General features: G+C 54.8%; 16 protein-coding genes, 1 tRNA gene and 3 pseudogenes. 12 read left to right on the top strand and 8 right to left on the bottom strand.

Translation table 11 applies throughout. From position 1 onward, the window contains the following. Window positions 1-5 precede the first annotated feature (5 nt). From nifE to nifH, 7 genes are all read right to left on the bottom strand, one after another. On the bottom strand, window positions 6-1388 hold the full coding sequence (gene nifE, locus ACL2XM_RS08255) for a nitrogenase iron-molybdenum cofactor biosynthesis protein NifE (protein ID WP_410014899.1): 1383 nt from the start codon (window positions 1386-1388) through the stop codon (window positions 6-8). Between the two features lie 163 nt (window positions 1389-1551). Beyond that, window positions 1552-3168, bottom strand: coding sequence for a carboxylesterase/lipase family protein (locus tag ACL2XM_RS08250; RefSeq protein ID WP_413732705.1), 1617 nt, complete (start codon window positions 3166-3168; stop codon window positions 1552-1554). Window positions 3169-3433: 265 nt separating this feature from the next. Further along, on the bottom strand, window positions 3434-4111 hold the full coding sequence (locus ACL2XM_RS08245; protein WP_413732704.1) for a NifB/NifX family molybdenum-iron cluster-binding protein: 678 nt from the start codon (window positions 4109-4111) through the stop codon (window positions 3434-3436). A gap of 24 nt (window positions 4112-4135) precedes the next feature. Continuing rightward, window positions 4136-4351 (bottom strand): putative nitrogen fixation protein NifT, encoded by a 216-nt coding sequence (gene nifT / locus ACL2XM_RS08240; RefSeq protein WP_410014896.1) that lies wholly within the window; start codon window positions 4349-4351, stop codon window positions 4136-4138. Window positions 4352-4399: 48 nt separating this feature from the next. Then, on the bottom strand, window positions 4400-5971 hold the full coding sequence (gene nifK / locus ACL2XM_RS08235) for a nitrogenase molybdenum-iron protein subunit beta (protein ID WP_410014895.1): 1572 nt from the start codon (window positions 5969-5971) through the stop codon (window positions 4400-4402). A 62-nt stretch (window positions 5972-6033) separates the two neighbouring features. After that, a complete protein-coding gene (nifD, locus tag ACL2XM_RS08230) occupies window positions 6034-7482 on the bottom strand; it encodes a nitrogenase molybdenum-iron protein alpha chain (RefSeq protein ID WP_410014894.1) in 1449 nt (482 codons plus the stop codon). Window positions 7483-7557: 75 nt separating this feature from the next. Continuing rightward, on the bottom strand, window positions 7558-8442 hold the full coding sequence (nifH, locus tag ACL2XM_RS08225; protein WP_410014893.1) for a nitrogenase iron protein: 885 nt from the start codon (window positions 8440-8442) through the stop codon (window positions 7558-7560). A gap of 406 nt (window positions 8443-8848) precedes the next feature. Here nifH and ACL2XM_RS08220 point away from each other — a divergent pair. Together ACL2XM_RS08220 and ACL2XM_RS08215 are read left to right on the top strand one after the other, a co-directional pair. Continuing rightward, a tRNA-Asn gene (locus ACL2XM_RS08220) sits at window positions 8849-8924 on the top strand. Window positions 8925-9123: 199 nt separating this feature from the next. Further along, window positions 9124-9921: pseudogene (locus ACL2XM_RS08215) on the top strand (tyrosine-type recombinase/integrase); the annotation flags it as partial. A 120-nt stretch (window positions 9922-10041) separates the two neighbouring features. Here the strand turns inward: ACL2XM_RS08215 and ACL2XM_RS08210 are convergent. Then, window positions 10042-10965 carry a LysR family transcriptional regulator gene (locus ACL2XM_RS08210; protein ID WP_410014836.1) on the bottom strand — a complete coding sequence of 308 codons (924 nt, stop codon included), beginning with the start codon at window positions 10963-10965 and terminating at the stop codon, window positions 10042-10044. Window positions 10966-11208: 243 nt separating this feature from the next. Here ACL2XM_RS08210 and ACL2XM_RS08205 point away from each other — a divergent pair, with 243 nt between their 5' ends. The 10 genes and pseudogenes from ACL2XM_RS08205 (at window position 11209) to ACL2XM_RS08160 (ending at window position 19364) form a co-directional block, all read left to right on the top strand. Next, a complete protein-coding gene (locus tag ACL2XM_RS08205) occupies window positions 11209-12096 on the top strand; it encodes an NmrA family NAD(P)-binding protein (protein ID WP_410014835.1) in 888 nt (295 codons plus the stop codon). Next, window positions 12093-12785 (top strand): SDR family NAD(P)-dependent oxidoreductase, encoded by a 693-nt coding sequence (locus tag ACL2XM_RS08200; protein WP_410014834.1) that lies wholly within the window; start codon window positions 12093-12095, stop codon window positions 12783-12785. Before ACL2XM_RS08205 ends, ACL2XM_RS08200 begins: the two co-directional genes overlap by 4 nt. 448 nt (window positions 12786-13233) lie before the next feature. After that, window positions 13234-13509: pseudogene (tnpB, locus tag ACL2XM_RS08195) on the top strand (IS66 family insertion sequence element accessory protein TnpB); the annotation flags it as partial. Next, window positions 13510-13692: pseudogene (locus tag ACL2XM_RS08190) on the top strand (IS66 family transposase); the annotation flags it as partial. Beyond that, the gene (locus tag ACL2XM_RS08185) at window positions 13690-13923 is read left to right on the top strand and encodes a TrbM/KikA/MpfK family conjugal transfer protein (protein ID WP_410016809.1); all 234 of its coding nucleotides are present in this window, start codon (window positions 13690-13692) and stop codon (window positions 13921-13923) included. The pseudogene ACL2XM_RS08190 and the gene ACL2XM_RS08185, both read left to right, overlap by 3 nt. An 87-nt stretch (window positions 13924-14010) precedes the next feature. Continuing rightward, window positions 14011-14283, top strand: a complete 273-nt coding sequence (locus ACL2XM_RS08180) for an antitoxin (RefSeq protein WP_410014833.1) — start codon at window positions 14011-14013, stop codon at window positions 14281-14283. Then, window positions 14283-14657 (top strand): type II toxin-antitoxin system PemK/MazF family toxin, encoded by a 375-nt coding sequence (locus ACL2XM_RS08175; RefSeq protein WP_410014832.1) that lies wholly within the window; start codon window positions 14283-14285, stop codon window positions 14655-14657. The genes ACL2XM_RS08180 and ACL2XM_RS08175 overlap by 1 nt, the downstream gene beginning before the upstream one ends. A gap of 426 nt (window positions 14658-15083) precedes the next feature. Continuing rightward, complete coding sequence (gene tnpA / locus ACL2XM_RS08170; RefSeq protein ID WP_410014831.1) at window positions 15084-15248, top strand: IS66 family insertion sequence element accessory protein TnpA; 165 nt, start codon at window positions 15084-15086, stop codon at window positions 15246-15248. Between the two features lie 599 nt (window positions 15249-15847). Next, complete coding sequence (tdh, locus tag ACL2XM_RS08165) at window positions 15848-16876, top strand: L-threonine 3-dehydrogenase (protein ID WP_410014830.1); 1029 nt, start codon at window positions 15848-15850, stop codon at window positions 16874-16876. 70 nt (window positions 16877-16946) lie between these two features. Beyond that, window positions 16947-19364, top strand: a complete 2418-nt coding sequence (locus ACL2XM_RS08160) for a GNAT family N-acetyltransferase (RefSeq protein ID WP_413732701.1) — start codon at window positions 16947-16949, stop codon at window positions 19362-19364. The last annotated feature ends 319 nt before the right edge of the window (window positions 19365-19683 follow it).

Here is a 19683-nt window from a genome sequence, read left to right as displayed (position 1 = left end):
TCTCCTCAGGCTTTTATCTGCCAGGGCGCCGGCTGGTTAACCTGCGTCCAGACCGGGCTTTCCAGCGTGCGGCACACCGCCTCGGCCAGGTTAACCATGCCGCCGTAGCCGGCGAAGGCTTCTTCGCGCTCCTGGTTGATATCCAGGAACGGCAGCCGGGCTTTATAGGCGGTATACATATTCCTGCCGCCGGCGATCATCATGTCGGCGCGGAAACGATAGGCGGTATCCAGCAGCAGGCGCGGGTTGCCCTCGTCAAGCATCAGCGCGTCCTCCCCCATCAGGGCGCGGATGCGCGCCTTGTCCTCCTCGGTGGATTTGCGCGTGCCGGTGGCCACCACGTCCAGCCCCAAATCCTGCAATGCCGAGACCACCGACCAGGACTTAACGCCGCCCGTGTACAGCAACACCCGCTTGCCGCGCAGCCGGTCGCGCCAGGGCTCAAGGCGCAGCTGGGTCGCCGCCTCCTCGCGCGCGATTAGCAGCTCGGTGCGCGCGGTGAGATCCGCATCGTCCAGCAGCTGCGCCAGCTGGCGCAGCGAGGCCGACATTTCACGCATGCCGTAAAAGCTGCCCTCGAACCAGGGCGTGTCGTACCGCTCCTCCAGCCTGCGCGCAACGTTAATCAGGGCGCGGGAGCAGACCAGCATATTGGCCTCGGCGCGGTGCATGGTCTGGATTTCAGCGAAACGCGCGTCGCCGGAGAGCGTGCACAGGACGCGCACGCCCAGCTCATCAAGCAGCGGCAGCACCTGCCAAAACTCGCCGGCGATATTGTATTCGCCGATAAGGCAGATGTTATGGCCGCGCGCCGCGGGCACCGGATAATCCGCCGGCCAGGGCGCGGGCTCGCGTTGCCCTACGACCTGGCGCAGCATCACATCGCCCGCGATGCGGTTGCCCAGGTTTTTGCTGCCGTAAAAACCGGCGGCGTCGACGGCCACGACCGGAATGCCGGCCGCCGCCGAAGCCGAGCGGCACACCGCCTCGATATCGTCGCCCTCCATGGCCGGCACGCAGGTGTTATAGATAAAGACCGCCGCGGGGTGGTAGCGCTCGGCGATATGCTTCACGGCGTGGAACAGCCGGCGCTCGCCGCGTCCCATGATCACATCCTGCTCGCTTAAATCGGTGGTGAAACCCAGCCGGTTAAGGGCCGGTCCCGAGCTGCGGCTGCCCCGGTTATCCCAGGAACTGCCGGCGCAGCCAATCGGCCCGTGCACCAGATGCGCCACGTCCGCCACCGGCAGCAGGGTAATCTGCGCGCCGTCAAAGGCGCAGCCGCCCGCGGTGGATCCCGGCTTGGGCGGTTTGCACCCGGTTTTATGCTTGCCGTTATGCTCGCAGGCAGGCTCCACGAACAGGGCGGCGATATCAGTATTTTTCATCAGGTTCTCTCCGTAACCGGCAATAGTCTTGCTATGACTCTGGTTTGCAAATCACGGGCCAGCGGCTACCCGCTGTTTTGAAAAGAATTTTTATTGTCGTGAACGCGACAAAACAGACAACCGGCCTGACAGGGGAATACCTGCCCGGCGACATAAGCTGCCCTCAGTAGCCCCTGGCGTTCCAGAATGCACAGCGATGCCTGAGGGCGAAGTCCTCCACAAAACCGGTATGCTGTACGGCAAGCGCATAGGGCCGCGCGCCGTCGAACACCGGCCAGGCCGGCATAGCCGCGGGCTGGCCGGTATGGGCGAAGGTCCCCCACGCCTGCTGAATACGCGCGGCCAGGTCCTGCTGCCGGGCATCGAAGTCACGCGGATCGGCCAGCGCCCAGGGCCGCTGGAAAACATAGGCGATTTCCGCGGCATGATAGGCTCCCATGGCCGGGGTAAACGGCGCGCGCGGCAATGACATCGGCGCGTGGGGATCGTCGAACTCGTAGGCGTAGAAGGCCGCCCGTCCGCCCAGCAGCCGGTGCATCGTCAGGATCGGACAGGCGAAGTGCGAGTCCGTGACAATATCGGCGAAAGCCTGATAGTACGACCGGGCGGCGACGTCCGCATACGTCTTCAGCACGGGGGCGATATCGCCGGGCAAAGCGCGCGCGACGGCGTCTTCATACCCCCGGCGGTGACTCATGGCAAAGGTAAACGCCTTGAAATTGGCGAACAGCCGCCCTTCGTCGCGGTTGCTGCCCATCAGCACCGGCACCGGTGCGCCCTTGCCCGCCGCAAACGCCTGGTAGGGCGGCTCAGGCAGCACATCCCCTCCCGTCATCGGCGCCCAACCGTCCCTGCCGCTATTGCCGCGCCGATGGCTGGTCGCCTGGTAAAGCTTTTTCGCCGGCACGCGGCGCAAACACGCCAGCGCGGTCCGCTCATCGCCGCAGCCGAGGTCGCGCGCCATTATCAGCCCGCCGGCTTCCGCCTCCGCGCGCGGTAATGACGTGTCCGGCTGCGCGCAGCTGTCGCTTTGCAGGATCGCCCGCTGGAACAGCCCCCGCGATCCGGGCGACAGGAGATGAACGCAGGTGCTGAGCGCCCCGGCGGATTCACCGAACAGAGTGACGTTGTCCGCATCGCCGCCGAACGCGGCGATATTACGCTTTACCCAGCGCAGCGCGGCCTGCTGATCCAGCACGCCATAATTTCCCTCCCCCGGGCCCCGCAACGCCGGATGCGCCAGGAAGCCCAGCGCGCCGGTGCGATAGTTGGGCGCGACGACGATCACGCCCTGCCGTTCCGCCAGGACGCTGGGGTCATATTGCCCGTTGGAGCCCAGTTCGAGCGCGCCGCCATAAATCCATACCATCACCGGGAAAACCCCGCCCTTGCCGGCATTATGCGGCGCGTAGATATTCAGCGTCAGGCAATCCTCGGCGCTATTGCCGGCCACCGGCAAGGCGGGCTGCGGACACGCCGGCCCGATGCGATCGGCGCTTCGCACCCCGCGCCAGGGGATCGCCGGCGCCGGCGGTGCGAAGCGCAGTTCCCCCACGGGCGGCGCCGCGAACGGAACCCCCAGGAAGGCTTGCCCGCGCGCAGAGACGACACCCCGCACCGAGCCGTCCGCGGTAGCAACAATCCTTGCGGATGCGGCGTGATCGTTGACGATTTGGGGCACTTTCCCCGGCATGTCCATGCAGCCGCACAGCATCCCCCCTAACAACGCCAGCCAGACGCGCCGCCAGATAAACGCGCCGTTACTTTTTTTACCGACCATCCCTTAGCCTCTTAATCGCCAGATACCATGAACAACAGCCCATCACCGTCGTCAGCGCTGAAACGCCCATCCTGACTATATTAGCCGCGGCGTTAAAGGATGGCCGCTTTTCACCCTACTTTCGTCAGGATAAAAAAAAACGGCGCCCACAGGGGCGCCTAAACGGACTGACGACGGGATTGGCCGGGGCGACGGCGAGCCCGCCGCGCCCCGCGCGCCCCTGTTATACCCCCGGGCCAAGCCTGCCGGGCAAGCCCGCGGGACGTCACAGCGAAAACTGGTGCTGCGCAAGAGGGTGGGTTTTTCCCAGGCGTTTCGCCAGCCAGGGCGGGATACGCCCCGCCAGCATGGCGCGCAACGCCTGTAATTGCTGTTCAATGGTCATCGGCGGCTTAATCTTGATGGGATGGATATTATTGCGGATCACGCGAGCGGCGGCCGGGCCGCCTATCGCCTCGCAAAACAGCAAATGACAATCGCTTAACATGCGCGCCCGCGCTTCGTTGCCTTCCTCCAGCGCGTCGGGATCGTCGCGATAGCGCCTGACCTGTTGCAGGTAAGGCCCCCGATCGTCAAAAGCATAGATAAAAAACAGCTTGGCCTGGCCGAAATGGCCGTCGATCGCCAGGCCGTCGCCGGAGGCGAAGGCGGCGCGTAATTGCAACGGCTCCGCCCGCTCCGGCTGGGTGGTCAGATGCTGCGGCAGTTCTCCGGCCAGGCAAGACATCACCTGTTGCCACAGCGCCACCGTCGGCTGGCCGGCGCCGGCGGGAAACGCCCGCGCCAGTTGATCAAGGCTCAGCCGAGCCAGCCGCGCCGGCGTCAACGGCTGGCCGGACGCCTTCTCCAGCCAGAGGATCATCTCCCGTGGGGGCAGCTGCGGCAGGGTCTGCGCCAGGGCGAACAGACGCCAGAATAAAGGATCGTCGGTTGCGACATTCATCGGTAGGCTCCTGTGGCCATGGGGTTATCCGGCATTTTTACTGGCGCGTAAACGCACCGGGAACGGCGGTTTCCCCGGCTGTGGAAAGATGTAATACGACTTGCCGCCCTCCAGCTCGAACATGCCGCCCCAGCAGGCGGCATCGTCAAATTCAATGCGCACGACCCGCGCCTCCAAATCCTGTTTGGCGATATAGCAGTACAGGTCGGCGCCTTTTTCACTGAATAACACACTCGGCATAGCGGCTTTCTCCCGTAGGGCGGCCCAGGACGCGCCTGGGCCGGTCGGTCAGCGGATCAGGTCGAAGTTATAATCGGTCTTGCCGATTTTCATGGTGTCGCGGTCCAGTTTTTCCAGGGTGGCGTTGACCAGGGTGGTCAATACCGTCATGGCGCCCTCGTAGCCCCAGGTGGCGATACGATGCAGATGATGCCGGTCGAAAATCGGGAAGCCGATGCGGATCAACGGCACTTCAAACTGCTCGCCCAAGGCCAGGGTATCGCGCTGGATAAACTTGCCGTAGGAATTGCCAATCATAAAATCCGGTTTGCGGGTAAACATCAGCGAACGGAAATGCCACAGATCGCAGTTGATATACACCTCGCTTTCCTGGCCGTAAGGCGACGCGGCCAGCACCTTCTTCAGCTCTTTCTGCCAGCGTTTATTGGCGTTATGGCACAGGATCACCGTCGGTTCGCAGCCCAGTTCCAGCAGGAACTTGGTCATGCCCATGACAAAATCCGGATCACCGTACAGGCCGTAGCTTTTACCGTGGATCCAGGTATGGGAATCGAGCATCATATCCACCAGCCGGCCGCGCTCAAGCGTCAGGGCGTCCGGAATCGGCTTGCCGGTCAGCTGGCTTACGGTCATCAGCAGCCGGTCGGTGGCTTCAAGTCCCAGCGGCACATCCACCGGCGTGGCCGGCTGCTGCCAGTTCTCCTGCACCATTTTTTTGGTTTTCAGCAGGTGCCAGGGTTGCAGCAGCAGGGTATCGATGGCGTTCGGCGCGTCGCGCATTTCGTCCTGGGTAGTGCCGCCGGCATACATGCGGTATTCACCGTCCGCCGGGGTGTCCAGCACTTCGGAGGGATCGGACAGCAGGCTGTAGCCAACGCCCATCTGCTCCATCATGCGTTTCAGCACCCGGAAATTGCCGAGATAGGTTTCAAAACCGGTCACCAGGTTGATTTTGCCGTTACGGCCGGGCTGGTAATCCCGGGCGTCGGTTTTATCGGTATATTCGCGGGCAAACCCCTCGAACATATTATCCCAGCCGGTGATATGGCTGCCGATAAAGCTCGGGGTATGGGCATAAGGCACCGGCACCGCGGGGTCGATAAAACCGTCTTTCTTGGCATTGGCGATAAAGGCGCTCAGGTCGTCGCCGATCACCTCCGCCATGCAGGTGGTGGAGACGGCGATAGCCTGCGGCTTATACAGCGCATGGGCGTTCTGCAGGCCGTTGTTCAGGTTGTTATTGCCGCCGAACACCGCCGCGTCCTCGGTCATCGAATCCGACACGCAGGCCACGGGTTCCTTAAAATGGCGGTTGAAATAGGTACGGAAATACGCCACGCAGCCTTGCGAGCCGTGCACATAGGGCAGCGTATTGGCGAAACCGAGCGAACAAAGCACCGCGCCCAGCGGCTGGCAGGCCTTGGCGGGGTCGATGGTCAGCGCCTCGCGCTTAAAATTCAGCTCCTGGTATTCCCGGGTGGTGGTCCACTCGAAGACTTCCTTGACCCGGGCTGCGCCGTGGGCCTCTTCCAGCTCGCGTTTGCTGGTAAACAGCGCCTGGTATTCCGCTTGCTCGAACAGCGGATAGCAGGCCTTGGTTTTTTCTACACTCTGACTCATGATTCTCTCCTCCCGCGCCACAAATCTGTGAACTGACGGGTTCAGGCTTCAGGCAAACAATCTCAGGCGGTTTTCAGCCAGGGCGCGGTCAACTGGGTCCAGCTCGGGTTATTCAGGGTCATGTCCATATCGCGGGCGAAGACGGCGAAACCGTCGTAACCGTGATAAGGGCCGGAATAATCCCAGGAATGCATCTGGCGGAACGGGAAACCCATTTTCTGGAAGATGTATTTTTCCTTGATGCCGGAGCCGATAAGATCCGGTTTCAGCGCCTTGATGATTTCCTCCAGCTCGTAACTGCTGGCATCATCGAACAACAGCGTCCCTTTTTTCAGGTCCGGCAACGTGCGGTCATAGTCATCGTTATGGGCGAATTCATAGCCGCTGCCGATGATTTCCATCCCCAAATCCTCATACGCGCCGATCACATGGCGCGGGCGCAGGCCGCCGAGATACAGCAGCACGCGCTTGCCCGTAAGCCTGGGGCGGAATTTAGCGATAATGGCGTCGGTCTGGGCCTGGTATTTGGCGATCACCGCCTCGGTATTGGCCTGAATGGTCTCGTCGAACAGCGCGGCGATTTTGCGCAGGGACTCGGCAATCTTTGTCGGGCCGAAGAAGTTATATTCCATCCAGGGAATGCCGTATTTTTCTTCCATATGGCGCGAGATGTAGTTCATGGAGCGATAGCAGTGCACCAGGTTTAGCTTCACCTTGGGGGTATTTTCCATTTCCACCAGGGTGCCGTCGCCGGACCATTGCGCCACCACGCGCAGGCCGATTTCTTCCAGCAGGATCCTGGAGGCCCAGGCGTCGCCGCCGATATTGTAGTCGCCGATAATGGCGATATCGTAAGGGGTGGTTTCAAACGCTTCGTCATCGCGGTTGGATAAAATCCAGTCGCGCACCACGTCGTTGGCGATATGATGACCCAGCGACTGGGATACCCCGCGGAACCCTTCGCACCGCACCGGCACGATCGGTTTATCGAGTTTTTTCTGCATTTCCCGCGCCACCGCCTCGATATCGTCGCCGATAAGGCCCACCGGGCACTCGGACTGGATGGAGATGCCTTTGGTCAACGGGAACAGGGTTTCCATTTCTTCAATCAGTTTGGTCAGCTTTTTGTCGCCGCCGAACACAATGTCCTTTTCCTGGAAATCCGAGGTAAAGTTCAGGGTGCCGAAGGCGTTGACGCCGCTGACGCCGGTATAGTAGTTGCGACGGCCGGCGCGGGAATACTGGCCGCAGCCGATGGGGCCATGGGAGATATGGGCCATGTCCTTGATAGGTCCGAACACCACCCCTTTCGAGCCGGCGTAGGCGCAGCCGCGCACCGTCATCACGCCGGGCTGGGATTTACGGTTGGAAGTAATGCATTTGCCAACGCTTTCCATTTCCGGATCGCTCAGCATATAGTGCTTGGCACGCTCTTTGCGGGCTTTTTCAGGAAAGACTTCCAGAACTTCCTGAATCAGCGCCAGCGTTTGTTCGCCGGTTATATCGGTCATGGCGATGTCCTTACATAATAAATGGGATAGTGACCTAAGCCAGCCGTTGCCGGCTCAGGGCCCCGCGCGGCCGGATCAGGCTGACTGCGCTTCTTCCGCCGCGGTTTTGCCGATGATGGTTTCGTCTTCCACATCCATGATGCCAAATTCCATCAACAGTGCTTCCAGCTCGTCCATGGTGACCGGGGTGGGCACTATCATTTTTTTGTTGTCGACGATTTTGCGGGCAAGCGTGCGGTACTCTTCGGCCTGGCCGCAGGTTGGATCGTATTCGATGACCGTCATACGGCGGATTTCAGCCCGCTGCACGATGTTATGGCGCGGCACGAAGTGGATCATTTGCGTACCGAGCTTGTCCGCCAGCGCCATGATCAGCTCGTCTTCGCGATCGGTCTGGCGCGAGTTGCAGATCAGGCCGCCGAGGCGCACCTTGCCGGACTTGGCGTATTTGACGATGCCTTTGCAGATATTGTTGGCGGCGTACATCGCCATCATTTCGCCGGAGCAGACGATATAGATTTCCTGCGCCTTGTTTTCGCGGATCGGCATGGCGAACCCGCCGCAGACCACGTCGCCCAGCACATCGTAAAACACAAAATCCAGATCTTCCTCGTACGCGCCCTCTTCCTCCAGGAAGTTAATGGCGGTGATAACGCCGCGGCCGGCGCAGCCGACGCCCGGCTCAGGGCCGCCTGATTCGGCGCAGCGCACGCCGCGATAACCGATTTGCAAAACGTCTTCCAGCTCCAGATCTTCTACCGAGCCGACTTCGGCGGCCAGTTCCATAATGGTGTTCTGTGCTTTGGCATGCAGGATCAGACGGGTGGAATCCGCTTTGGGATCGCAGCCGATAATCATCACCTTTTTGCCAATCTCGGCCAGAGCGGCAACGAGATTTTGTGTCGTAGTGGATTTACCTATGCCACCTTTGCCATAAATGGCGCATTGACGGATAGCCATGTGCATTCTCCTGTTAGTCGGTTGACCCTTTCTATTAAGCAGGGAACGTACCAGAAGCCGTCATATTTCAACTCCATGAAATTGCAGAATATTTTTTTAATGAGAAGATTTATCGCCACCGGGTTATGAACAAAGTTCAAACCTTTTGTCATAAAGCAGACACAGCCGGTGCGCACAACGGCCGGCCGCGCGCCAGGTTGGCTTCGCCATTTCGTCATTAAAGGGAACAAACACGCCCCGCCTCTTGCCGCCCACGCGATAAACGAGCGGATAAGCTGCCGCGAATCAGCGAAAATTGTGCGGATTATCAGCAAACTGGCGATCTCCTGGCCATCCGGAGGGAAATGCTGAAAAGAACTTTGACAAAACGGGCCGGCGCCTTTAGTATTCGCCCCGTTCTCGCGATTCCTCTGTAGTTCAGTCGGTAGAACGGCGGACTGTTAATCCGTATGTCACTGGTTCGAGTCCAGTCAGAGGAGCCAAGATTTTAGAAAAGCCCGCTTCAGGGAACTGAAGCGGGCTTTTTGTTTTTCATGCAATGGCGCGAATCCCTATATAATTTTGAGGCGATAGGTTAACGTGAAAAATCTTCCCGGTGCATTTTCAGTTTTCCCTCTGCATCGGGAGAATTTAGTGGTCAGATTTGGGGTCATGTTGGTTCGATGACGGAGTGACCCCCAAATGTCTCTCAACGACACGAAAATCCGCAGTCTCAAGCCCTCTGATAAACCTTTCAAAATCTCCGATTCACACGGTTTGTATCTTTTGATCAATCCAGGCGGTTCACGTCTCTGGTATCTCAAGTACCGTATCAACAGTAAAGAATCCCGCCTTGGTTTAGGTGCTTATCCCGATGTATCTCTGTCTGGCGCACGGCAGCAACGCGACGGTATCCGCAAGTTGCTGGCGCAAAACATTAACCCCGCTCAGCAACGTATCGCCGAAAGGGCCGCCCGCTCGCCGGAAAAAGTCTTTGAGACCGCGGCACTGGGCTGGCATAAAAATAATAAGAAGTGGTCGCAGAATACCGCAGACCGCCTGTTTGCCAGCATGAGAAATCATATCTTTCCGGTAATTGGTCATCTGCCGGTAACAGAACTGAAACCCCGTCATTTCATCGATCTGCTGAAAGATATCGAGGCGAAAGATCTGCTGGAAGTCGCGTCCCGCACGCGGCAGCACCTGTGTAACGTCATGCGCTATGCCATGCATCAGGGACTAATCGAAAACAACCCAGGAGCGAGTCTGGACGGCCTAACTGCTCCGCCCATCAAGCGCCACTATCCCGCCCTGCAGCTGGATCGCCTGCCGGAACTGATGGAACGCATTGATGACTATCAGCAGGGACGGGAATTAACCCATCTGGCCGTTCTGCTGACGCTTCACCGGTTTATCCGCTCCAGTGAACTGCGTTTTGCCCGATGGTCAGAGATTGATTTCAGAAACCGAATCTGGACCATTCCCGCCACCCGCGAAGCTTTTCTGCCATATTTGACATAGAGTTCAACAGCACGGATACGCTCTTCGAACGAATACATGGACTACCTCCAAAGCAGTCCAAGTTTCGTCCGCACTCCCCAACAGATGTGGTGTCCTTTGTCAGGATTGTGTAACAGGGCAAGCAACCACCGAAGAGACAAAATCCAGGAAAGCACGGGTTTTCGCCGGTAGATGATTGCGTGACGGATATAGTGCGTAAAGTGGAAAAAGTTCATCAGGCCATTCAGGGAACAGATTAACCAGTTTACCCTGTGCTAGTAGATGCTCAGCGCCCAACTCCATGACCTGTGCAATTCCATATCCTGCAAGACAGGCGCCATGCATAGTACCGACATTATTCACAATAAGCTGACCACTCAAATTCAGCGATTTTATCTCTTTACCACGTTGAAATTCCCAGGTAAAGAGTTTGCCCGTTTCGGGAGATCGAAACTGAATGCATGAGTGTTCGGGTAAAGCCAAATCATCAGGCGTCACTGGCTTTCCATGCTGCTTAATATATGCAGGTGAAGCAACCGTGAGAATACGGGTGTTTAGTAGTTTACGCGCTACTAACGTCGAGGATTTATGTTCACCAAAACGAATTGCCAGGTCAAACCCCTCTGCAACCAGATCGCCCAGCTCTTCACGAGTAGAAAGCTCAACCTGCAATTCAGGATATTGTTTTAGAAAACTTCCTAACCGAGGCCCAAGTATCAGTCTTGAAAAAAACGGATGCACATTGACCCGCAGGCGTCCGCGTACGGAAATACGACCATTGATCGCACAAGCTGCGGCCTCTTCCAGTCCGGCCAGTAACGGGGCGATTTGCTGATAGAAACGGTGCCCCTCATCAGTTAAAGATATTGCTCGGGTAGTACGTTCAAACAGACGGATACCAAGCCGACCTTCCAGCCGGACGATCGCACGACTTACGCCTGATGGGGACATATCCAATGCTTCAGCCGCAGCGGCAAAACTCCCACCATTTACCACAGCAGATAGTACGCCCATACCCTTTAACATGCGCTCGTCGAATGCCATTTTTTCTCCCTTTATTCTGACTGGTAAAGGCCTCGAACTCTATATAACCATGACATTTTGTCATGAGTTATCAGTTATTCATACCCTTTCGCGTTACATAATCCGGTGAGATCAATACCAATATACCGCCATAATTAATGACTTTTTGTCACTTCAAATGTGACATTGATGATATGGATTAACTAATTTTTGTACCGTAAACTTTCCACCATTCATTATTAATACACTCATAGAGGATCACCTATGTTCGTTATTACTGGTATTACTGGCCAGGTTGGCGGTGTGATTGCTCGCTTATTACTTTCAAAGAACCATGAAGTGCGTGCTGTTGTTCGCTCTGTGAAAAAGGGTCAGTACTGGGCCAGCCAGGGTTGTGATGTGGCGATTGCAGAAATGAATGATGCGGTAGCCCTGAGCAAAGCATTCACAAATGTTGAGGGTGTTTTCATTCTTTTACCGCCTAATTTTGACCCGTCTGCGGGTTTTCCAGAAAGTCGTGAAATCATTACTGCTTTACGTATCGCGCTGGAGGAAACTCGTCCTCAAAAGGTGGTGTGTTTATCCACCATTGGTGCACAGGCCACGCAGCCGAACTTGCTAACCCAACTGGGAATCATGGAAGACGTATTAGGCACATTACCACTGCCTACCGCATTCATTAGAGCTGCCTGGTTTATTGAAAATGCCGCATGGGATATCCCCTCAGCACAGGAGCAGGGAGAGATCCCGTCTTTTTTGCAACCGCTGGACCGGGCTATTCCTATGGTGGCTACTGCTGATGTTGGCTGCACTGCGGCTGCATTGTTGCAGGAAACATGGTCCGGAAAGCGGATCATTGAGCTTCGCGGACCAGAGAGTATCAGTCCAAACCAACTGGCCGCCAGCTTTACACGGCTATTGGGACGGAAGGTAAAAGCATATGCCGTACCTCGCTACGACTGGAATGCCCTGTTTCTTGCTCAGGGTATGCAAAACCCGTTACCAAGAATACAAATGCTTGATGGCTTCAATGCTGGCTGGATTACATTTTCAGGCAGTCAAACCGAGCAGCGGGTGGGGATACTTGGATTGGAAGCCGTATTGAGCACATTGATTAAAAAACATTTTTCTGAACAACCGGAGATTTTATGAGTACGTCGGAAAATCAACCTACCGCATTAATTATTGGGGCCAGTCGTGGCCTGGGGCTGGGGTTAACTGAACGCTTTCTGGAACGTGGCTGGCAAGTCATTGCTACTGAACGTGAGGGCTTAACCCGCCCTGAACTGCGTCAGCTCGCCGCGCGCGACTCACATTTGTCTGTTGAAACACTTGATATGAACAGCGATGAGTCACTTGAAGAATTGTATACTCGCCTGGCAGGAAAAACGCTGGATCTGCTGATGGTGAACGCCGGAACGGTGGGCTCTCCTGATGAATCATTCGCTCAGCGGCTACTAACAGTAATGCGCACCAATGTCGTAGGTGCAATGTCTGCCTTACGCATTCTGTCACCGACGGTCCGGGCCGACGGTGTGGTCGCCGTTATGTCATCAGAACTGGCAAGTATTGCGGCGAATACGCAGGGTGGATGGGAACCTTATCGTTCCAGTAAATCGGCGCTGAATCAGTCACTGCGCAGTTTTATCGCAGAAAACCCGCAGACACCTTGGTCATTGACGGCGGTAGCGCCCGGTTGGGTACGTACTGAAATGGGTGGTCCTGATGCGCTACTGGATATCGAAACCAGTACACGCGGCGTAACAGAAATGCTGATGACCCGTTTTAACCAGCGAGGTATCGCTTTCCTTAATTACCAGGGCAAAACGCTGGAATGGTGAGTCATCAGCGCCATTAATGGCGTTGGCAGTTCATTACACTTTAAAGCTGAGGAACACTATGTCGACCCCTTCTTCCGACAATACTGCATTATCTGCACAACGGACCGTAGCAGAGAGTTTGCCGGACCGCGCTACCGCGCGCACCTAGCTGGCAATGCTTGCGCTAGCCGTCGGCTGTTTTACCTTTGTGAGTTCTGAGATGTTGCCCATCGGGCTACTTGGCCCGATTTCCGACAGCATCCATAGCCGGTCACACCCCGCCCGCCCCCACGCTTTTACCTGTCCATATCACCGAAAATCCCGTGACGCCTGCTGCCCCGCAGAGATCTCCGCTGGAGCACCCCTGTTCCTGTGAAATCACATTTCCCCGGGGACGGATGATGTTGACGTCACCTTCGGCCGAGTTGCTGACCGTCCTGGTTCGTGAGTTCATGCAAGGCCCGCAATCATGATCGGCTTACCGGCGGGCACCCGTATCTGGCTGGTCGCCGGCCAGACTGACATGCGAAAGGGCTTTCAGGGCCTGGCCGGCCAAGTCGTGTCCGCCCTCCGGGAAGATCCATTGTCCGGCCATGTCTTTGTCTTCCGGGGGAAACGAGGCAACCTGATAAAGGTCCTGTGGTCAACCGGTGACGGCCTGTGCCTGCAGGCAAAACGCCTTGAGCGCGGCCGCTTGGTCTGGCCGCAGGTCAAGGAGGGTAAAGTCTTCCTGACGCAAGCCAAAAGCGCCTTCAAGGTGATAAAAACCCGGCGTAAAAAGAAAGCCTGCGCCCGCTGCGATGTCATCGTCCAGGCGCCGGCGCCGTCGCGTCCCATCGAGCGCGGCATCGCCGGACCGGGCCTGCTGGCGCGCGTGATGACGGCGAAATACGCCGGGCACTTGCCGCTATATCGCCTGTCGGAAATGTCATCTTCTGTGATGGCCGCTGATGCCTGTGAAGTCGTTTTATGTATGTACGGTAAAACGACGGGAAACGGCGGAGGAAGTCAAGGTCATCCCGCTGAACGCTCTTTCTTTCATATCGTAAAAAAGAACAAACACGGTTTTATCCCCAGCCATACAGCCGATGCCCGTAAAGCATTTTTGCTCGAATGCGAATCAGCGGACCCGGAAATTATCAGCCTAATCATCAGCTAATTTCCGATGATGAAATGTGTGACTTTATGAGATTTTATGCTAGAGTGCATATGAGATAAAGTTACACTGATAGCTTAGGAGAAAACTATGTCACTTACTCGTTTACGCCAGCAGGGGGGCGCCGTGGTTCTTACAATCCCTAGCGACATCGCCACTGATATGGGATGGCAAGTAGGTATAAAACTCGATGTAAAAGCTTCCGGGGACACGATCAGCATTAAACCGGCAGGCAGGGTAGCGCGCGGTCGCAAATCGCTCGCAACGTTGTTGCAGGGCATTGATGAGGAAGAAGTACGTGCGTTCAACGAAGCATCTTATGACGAGCTGAATTCTCATCCGGTCGGTAAAGAGGTGATTTAATGGTTCGCAGAAGAAGCGCCCCGGCGAAGGGTGAAATTTGGCATGCGAGCGGCGATCCGGTCAGCGGAAGAGAGTTTAAAGGCCCGCAATTTTACCTGATTATCACTGAGCAGGCGCTTAACAAAAAGTTGGGTACGGCTATTTGTGTACCTATCACCGGTGGTGGCGGGTTGGCTCGATCAGAAGCGGTTACCGTTTATTTTGATGGTGCAAGTACCGATACCGGCAAGATTACCGGTGTAGCGCTATGTTATCAGGTTCGATCCTTAGACCTGATTGAGCGTCAGGCAAAATATGCTGCAACGGCCGAATCTAGTATCGTTGACGAGGTTTTGGCAAAAGTTATTGATATTCTGGACCCTCAACTGAATTAATCTCAGCCAGAATATATCCCATTATAATACAATTTCCTCAGGCATCCACCTGGGGAAGCATGCATCTTCCACTGATTTAAGTGGGTTGCGCAACATCATGCCGCTGCCTAGCTTGTAAATGGCGCGTTCCACCGGAAGCGGTCATGTTTACTGCCTTGATCTGTCTTTATGGGAACGATTATGTGCTTTCACATACCCTATTCCAATCTTCGCTACGTGGTGGTCACTTTGGGGGTCTTGATAAGAGCAGTGTCCTGCTTTATATTATTTATTAGCCACTTACTGACAACGGCGATCCTAGTCAGAGGAGCCAAGATTTTAGAAAAGCCCGCGTTAGGGATGACCTGACGCGGGCTTTTTGTTTTTGATTTAGTAGCGATTTCGCGTAAGGGATCGGGCATATCGCCTCGCTGATAGATAGTCGCTATGAAATATTCATTTCACTCATTTACCAGCGTGAATTCAATCATGATAAAGCGGCACACCCGGACTGAACAGCAGCAGCATATTGATGCTTGGCAACACCGCGGATTAACTAAACAGCCTTATTGTGAACAGCAGGGTATGACATTCAGTAATTTTTATTGTTAGGTTCATATCTGGCAATGTTATGGATAAAAATTACCGCAGTGGGACCAACCGCATAATACTTCCCCCACTCCATGCGCCTAACACAGTATTTTTCAACTGATTTATATAAGAAATTCGGTGATTTCATAAAAAGAAATCTATAAATCGCTAATTTCATCCCTGACAATGCAGCGTATTGGTGTCAAAAAATTATTTAGTTATCAAACGCGCCGTCGGAGATATGGATTTTCATGCCTTGAGTGCTAAATCAATTTTATATAGCAATATATTTCAATGGATTAAACTAATCTTCCTATTGAGCTCTACCATGAAGAAACCACCTGTAAATATACATAATTAGTATTATATACTGAGATAAATGGAAAGGACCCATTACAGCGCAAGGCAAGAGGAAGAAGTTGATAATAGAAAATGACGTTCTAGTTTTTAGAATTGGCGATGCTGATCAAGAACCACATGACATATATTTGCTACAAAACATATCCATTGCATCACAAAATCCACCAGCCTATTTAAAGCAACATAATGTTGCGATATTCGACAGCGGTAGTTTCAAAAAAATATGTCCCTTGTATCACAATGACTGTAGGAGACAGTATATGCGAGCGTTAGTTAAAGCAAATCCTCGCGCTGGGCTCTGGTTACAGGACGTACCGATCCCACAAGTTCGCGATGATGAGGTGCTGATCAAGATCCGCAAGACCGGTATTTGCGGAACGGATCTGCATATATGGAACTGGGACGAATGGGCCCAAAAAACGGTACCCGTTCCTCTGGTAACAGGCCATGAATATGCCGGAGAAGTTGTAGAAGTAGGCCGTAATGTCACGCAAATAAGCATTGGCCAGCGCGTCAGCGGTGAGGGACATCTTGTCGATCTCGGTTGCACCGCAGCCAGGGCAGGAAATTTTCATCTTGATCCTCATAGCTTGTCAGTAGGAGTAAACCACCCCGGTGCCTTTGCGGAGTATCTGGCGCTGCCTGCATTCAATGTTATTGCTCTCCCCGATGAGATTGACGATGAACTGGGGGCTATTCTCGACCCGCTTGGTAATGCGGTTCATGTCGCTCTGTCATTTGATTTGGTGGGCAACGATGTATTGATCATGGGTGCGGGGCCTATTGGGATAATGGCGGCCGCGGTTGCGCGATTTGTCGGCGCGCATCGTATATTCATCGCCGATATCAATGCCGAGCGCCTAGCGCTTGCGAACCGGATAGTCGACGCGATTACCCTGGATCCGGACAACACGTCGTTAACAGAAGTTGCTCAGCGTTACGGTTTGTCTGATGGATTCCCTATCGGTTTTGAAATGAGTGGTAGTAATGAAGCGCTGGAATCCTTAATCGGTGCCATGACTTCCGGTGGCCAGATAGCCTGTCTGGGATTGCCTACGCGTAAAGTGACATTGGATTGGAATACAGTAGTTTGCAAGAGCCTGCGTATCAAAGGGGTTTATGGGCGAGAAATGTTCGAGACCTGGCGCAAGACCCTCAACATGCTACAAAGCGGTTTGAACGTTAGGGATATCATCACTCACCGCTTGCCTGTCGATGACTTCCACGCAGGTTTCCAGGCGATGCAAGCAGGGACAGCCGGCAAGGTTATTTTGAATTGGTCTACTTAAGGACAGAGTCGTTACGGCTCTGTTTGTCAGAAAAATTATTTGCCAGTCCGATAAGCCAACGGAGGTTGCGATGACCATTACCCTTGATATTATCAATACCGTTAAAGACCTGGATCCGGCTGAGTATCGCGCGTTTTTTCTTCAAAGCAAGGCGCCCATGTTTTACGATCTGCGATTTCTTATCGCGGCTGAGCAGTCACCCTTGTTAAATGTCAGTAAAATCTTCTATGTGCTGGCGCGGGAGGAAAGGCGGCTGGTTGCGCTGGTCCCGATTTATCTGCAAGACTTTAAGTCTGTTGATCCGTTAGGGTTATTGGTTTCCTCCGCTAAGCTCTCGATAATACCTGAAGAGCGCGGACTGTTCAGTCATATCATGCATTGTACGGACACCACAATCCCGATGCTGGGCGATGCCCCTAGTCTGTATGCCCTAATATTCGATGCTCTTACGAGTATCGCACTGGCTGAGAAGGCGCGCTATTTCTGTTTTCTCAATGTGCAGGATGGCGTGCTTCTGCGTGAAGCTCAACGTTATGGGCTGAATATAAATTACATGGTGGATAAATATACACTCGAACTGGATGCTTTTGCGGATTTTGACAGTTTTGTGCAGGCTTTGCCAAAGGACGGGCGTCATGAAATGGTACGCCAGCTTCGTATCTTTAAACGCGGCGGTGCGCGAGTTCGAATACTGGCTCCTCCCTTTGATAATGAAATTGAGAAACTGGCCCGGTTGTGTTATTTGACAACCAAACGGCTGGGGACGCCGCATTATTGGCCAGAAGCACAATTGGCTGTTTTTTGCCGTCTTTGCGGCGATCTGGTTCGCCTTAGCGTCGTAGAACAGAACGGGCAAATTGTCAGCGGCATTATCTGCTTCGAGGAAGACGGAACTCTCCATGCCTGGTCGGCCGGCATGGATTACGAGCATTCCGAATTCAGCCCTTATACCCTGGCCTTCGCTGCCCTGTACCGCTATGCATTCGAAAGCGGAATTAATCTTATCGAGGGCGGCCGCTTGAATGCCCGCATCAAGACTCGCTTGGGATTGAAACCGAAACGGCTGTATTCCATCGTCAGCCAGGACTTGGGGATACCCGCCGCTACGCAGACTTCTGTGTCTCGACTGAAGCTGGCATCGCAACTGGATGGCGAGGTTCGTCTTGCTTCGCATCCCGCCTTTGATGAGTGGTACCTCACCAGTACCTGGAACGGTCGAGGCCCAACGCGTAGACCTGCCGGAATAGTACGCGCCGCGACTGAGGCCGATGTGATTCGCGCGATTGCATTTGCCAAGGAGCGAGGCATGGAAGTGAGCGTGCGTGGAAATGGGCATAACTACGCCGGTTGTTTTCTTCGCTTTGATTCGCTGATGTTGGATGTTTCCGGCTTGAAGGGACTTGATATCGATAGCCGGCGCAAGCGCGCCATCGTTGAACCTGGGGTCAGTAGCGGCCAATTGAGTCATGCACTGGCGGCTAAAGGTTTGGCTTTTCCCACAGGGCATGTAAAAGAAGTGGGTATCAGCGGATTCCTGTTGGGTGGAGGGCTTGGGATCAACTGCAGCCAATGGGGAGGAATGAGCGTGTTCAACGTACAAGCCCTGGACATTGTCACCGCGGACGGTCGTCTACGACATGTTTCCGAAACCCAGGAGCCAGACTTGTTCTGGGCCGCTCGTGGCGCCGGGCCCTGTTCGTTTTTTGTCGTGACCCGCTTTTACCTCAGTTGCTACTCGTTGCCTCGGGCAATAACCAACAGCTTATACACGCTACCTTTCACGCATTTGCACGATTTATTGGCGGGGCTTGACGTCGCATCTCCCCCTGCAAATCTTCAGGTGACGCTGTCTGTCAGCCCCACGACGACGGGTGGCATACCGGCAGTGCAGTTAAATATCTTGGCGTTCGCCGCTAGCCCGCAAGAAGCGCAGGCGCTACGCGAATCTTTTGAAGCCAGCCTGGAACTGCCGCTCACAGCCTTGACCATCGACCAGCCCTCAAACTTCGAGGCCATTTACGAGCAGTTCAACGGCATGGTGTTATCAAAAAGGTTTTGTGCCGACAATATCCTTACAGATAACACGCAGGAATTGGTTTCCATCCTATCCCGGTATTTATCAGGCGCGCCTTCTCGGAGTACCCTTACAGCGATTCTCTGGCGGGGTGTGACCACCTATCCGCAAGCCGCATTTTCGGCACAGGGCAAGTTTTTTGTATCCACATACGCCCAATGGAACGATGCAAAAGATGACAATATCAATCGATATTGGTTAAAACAGATGTATGACGAGCTTCAGGAGATTGCCCGTAGCAGTTATATCAACGAGTACGATCTTGAGACAAGGGCGGCCGAGACCAGCAGGTGCTTCGCCGCTGAAAATTGGGAACGATTGCAAAGGCTCAGGCTTGAATACGACCCTGACGGCGTATTTGTTGACGTGCAACAATTGGGGGAGCATGGCGATCTGCCAGGAGCGAAAAAATAAATGAAATGTCGTCGCCTTGGTTCGCCGCGATGGCGTGGCTGATAAAAAGGGGTTTGCAACGCCCTATCGGCGTGTACATCAGCGCCGGCCGGTCGCCACCGCTGTCCGAGCCCATGAACAAATACGCGGGAGGCGCCCAGGCCTCCCCCGGCCGTATTTATTTCAGCGCAATGCGCGCGACACTATCATTCATGCGTTATTGGGGATGCCGATCCGAGTATTTTTCTGACAGCTGCCTTTCTGAATAAATGTGACTTATATCACCTTTTTTCGATCCTGATCCGGTCCCTGAAAATGTGACCCCTCTCCATCACATCAT

The organism is Sodalis sp. RH20 (genome assembly GCF_047324205.1).
GTDB lineage: Bacteria > Pseudomonadota > Gammaproteobacteria > Enterobacterales > Enterobacteriaceae > Acerihabitans.
The sequence above is the reverse complement of the archived record's forward strand: the minus strand, read 5'-3'. Positions and strand labels throughout refer to the sequence as shown.

Excerpts from the sequence above, each read along its gene's own strand:
- nifE (WP_410014899.1), bottom strand. The coding sequence starts at position 1,388 with ATGAAAAATACTGATATCGCCGCCCTGTTCGTGGAGCCTGCCTGCGAG.
- ACL2XM_RS08250 (WP_413732705.1), bottom strand. The coding sequence starts at position 3,168 with ATGGTCGGTAAAAAAAGTAACGGCGCGTTTATCTGGCGGCGCGTCTGG.
- ACL2XM_RS08245 (WP_413732704.1), bottom strand. The coding sequence starts at position 4,111 with ATGAATGTCGCAACCGACGATCCTTTATTCTGGCGTCTGTTCGCCCTG.
- nifT (WP_410014896.1), bottom strand. The coding sequence starts at position 4,351 with ATGCCGAGTGTGTTATTCAGTGAAAAAGGCGCCGACCTGTACTGCTAT.
- nifK (WP_410014895.1), bottom strand. The coding sequence starts at position 5,971 with ATGAGTCAGAGTGTAGAAAAAACCAAGGCCTGCTATCCGCTGTTCGAG.
- nifD (WP_410014894.1), bottom strand. The coding sequence starts at position 7,482 with ATGACCGATATAACCGGCGAACAAACGCTGGCGCTGATTCAGGAAGTT.
- nifH (WP_410014893.1), bottom strand. The coding sequence starts at position 8,442 with ATGGCTATCCGTCAATGCGCCATTTATGGCAAAGGTGGCATAGGTAAA.
- ACL2XM_RS08210 (WP_410014836.1), bottom strand. The coding sequence starts at position 10,965 with ATGGCATTCGACGAGCGCATGTTAAAGGGTATGGGCGTACTATCTGCT.
- ACL2XM_RS08205 (WP_410014835.1), top strand. The coding sequence starts at position 11,209 with ATGTTCGTTATTACTGGTATTACTGGCCAGGTTGGCGGTGTGATTGCT.
- ACL2XM_RS08200 (WP_410014834.1), top strand. The coding sequence starts at position 12,093 with ATGAGTACGTCGGAAAATCAACCTACCGCATTAATTATTGGGGCCAGT.
- ACL2XM_RS08185 (WP_410016809.1), top strand. The coding sequence starts at position 13,690 with ATGTCATCTTCTGTGATGGCCGCTGATGCCTGTGAAGTCGTTTTATGT.
- ACL2XM_RS08180 (WP_410014833.1), top strand. The coding sequence starts at position 14,011 with ATGTCACTTACTCGTTTACGCCAGCAGGGGGGCGCCGTGGTTCTTACA.
- ACL2XM_RS08175 (WP_410014832.1), top strand. The coding sequence starts at position 14,283 with ATGGTTCGCAGAAGAAGCGCCCCGGCGAAGGGTGAAATTTGGCATGCG.
- tnpA (WP_410014831.1), top strand. The coding sequence starts at position 15,084 with ATGAAATATTCATTTCACTCATTTACCAGCGTGAATTCAATCATGATA.
- tdh (WP_410014830.1), top strand. The coding sequence starts at position 15,848 with ATGCGAGCGTTAGTTAAAGCAAATCCTCGCGCTGGGCTCTGGTTACAG.
- ACL2XM_RS08160 (WP_413732701.1), top strand. The coding sequence starts at position 16,947 with ATGACCATTACCCTTGATATTATCAATACCGTTAAAGACCTGGATCCG.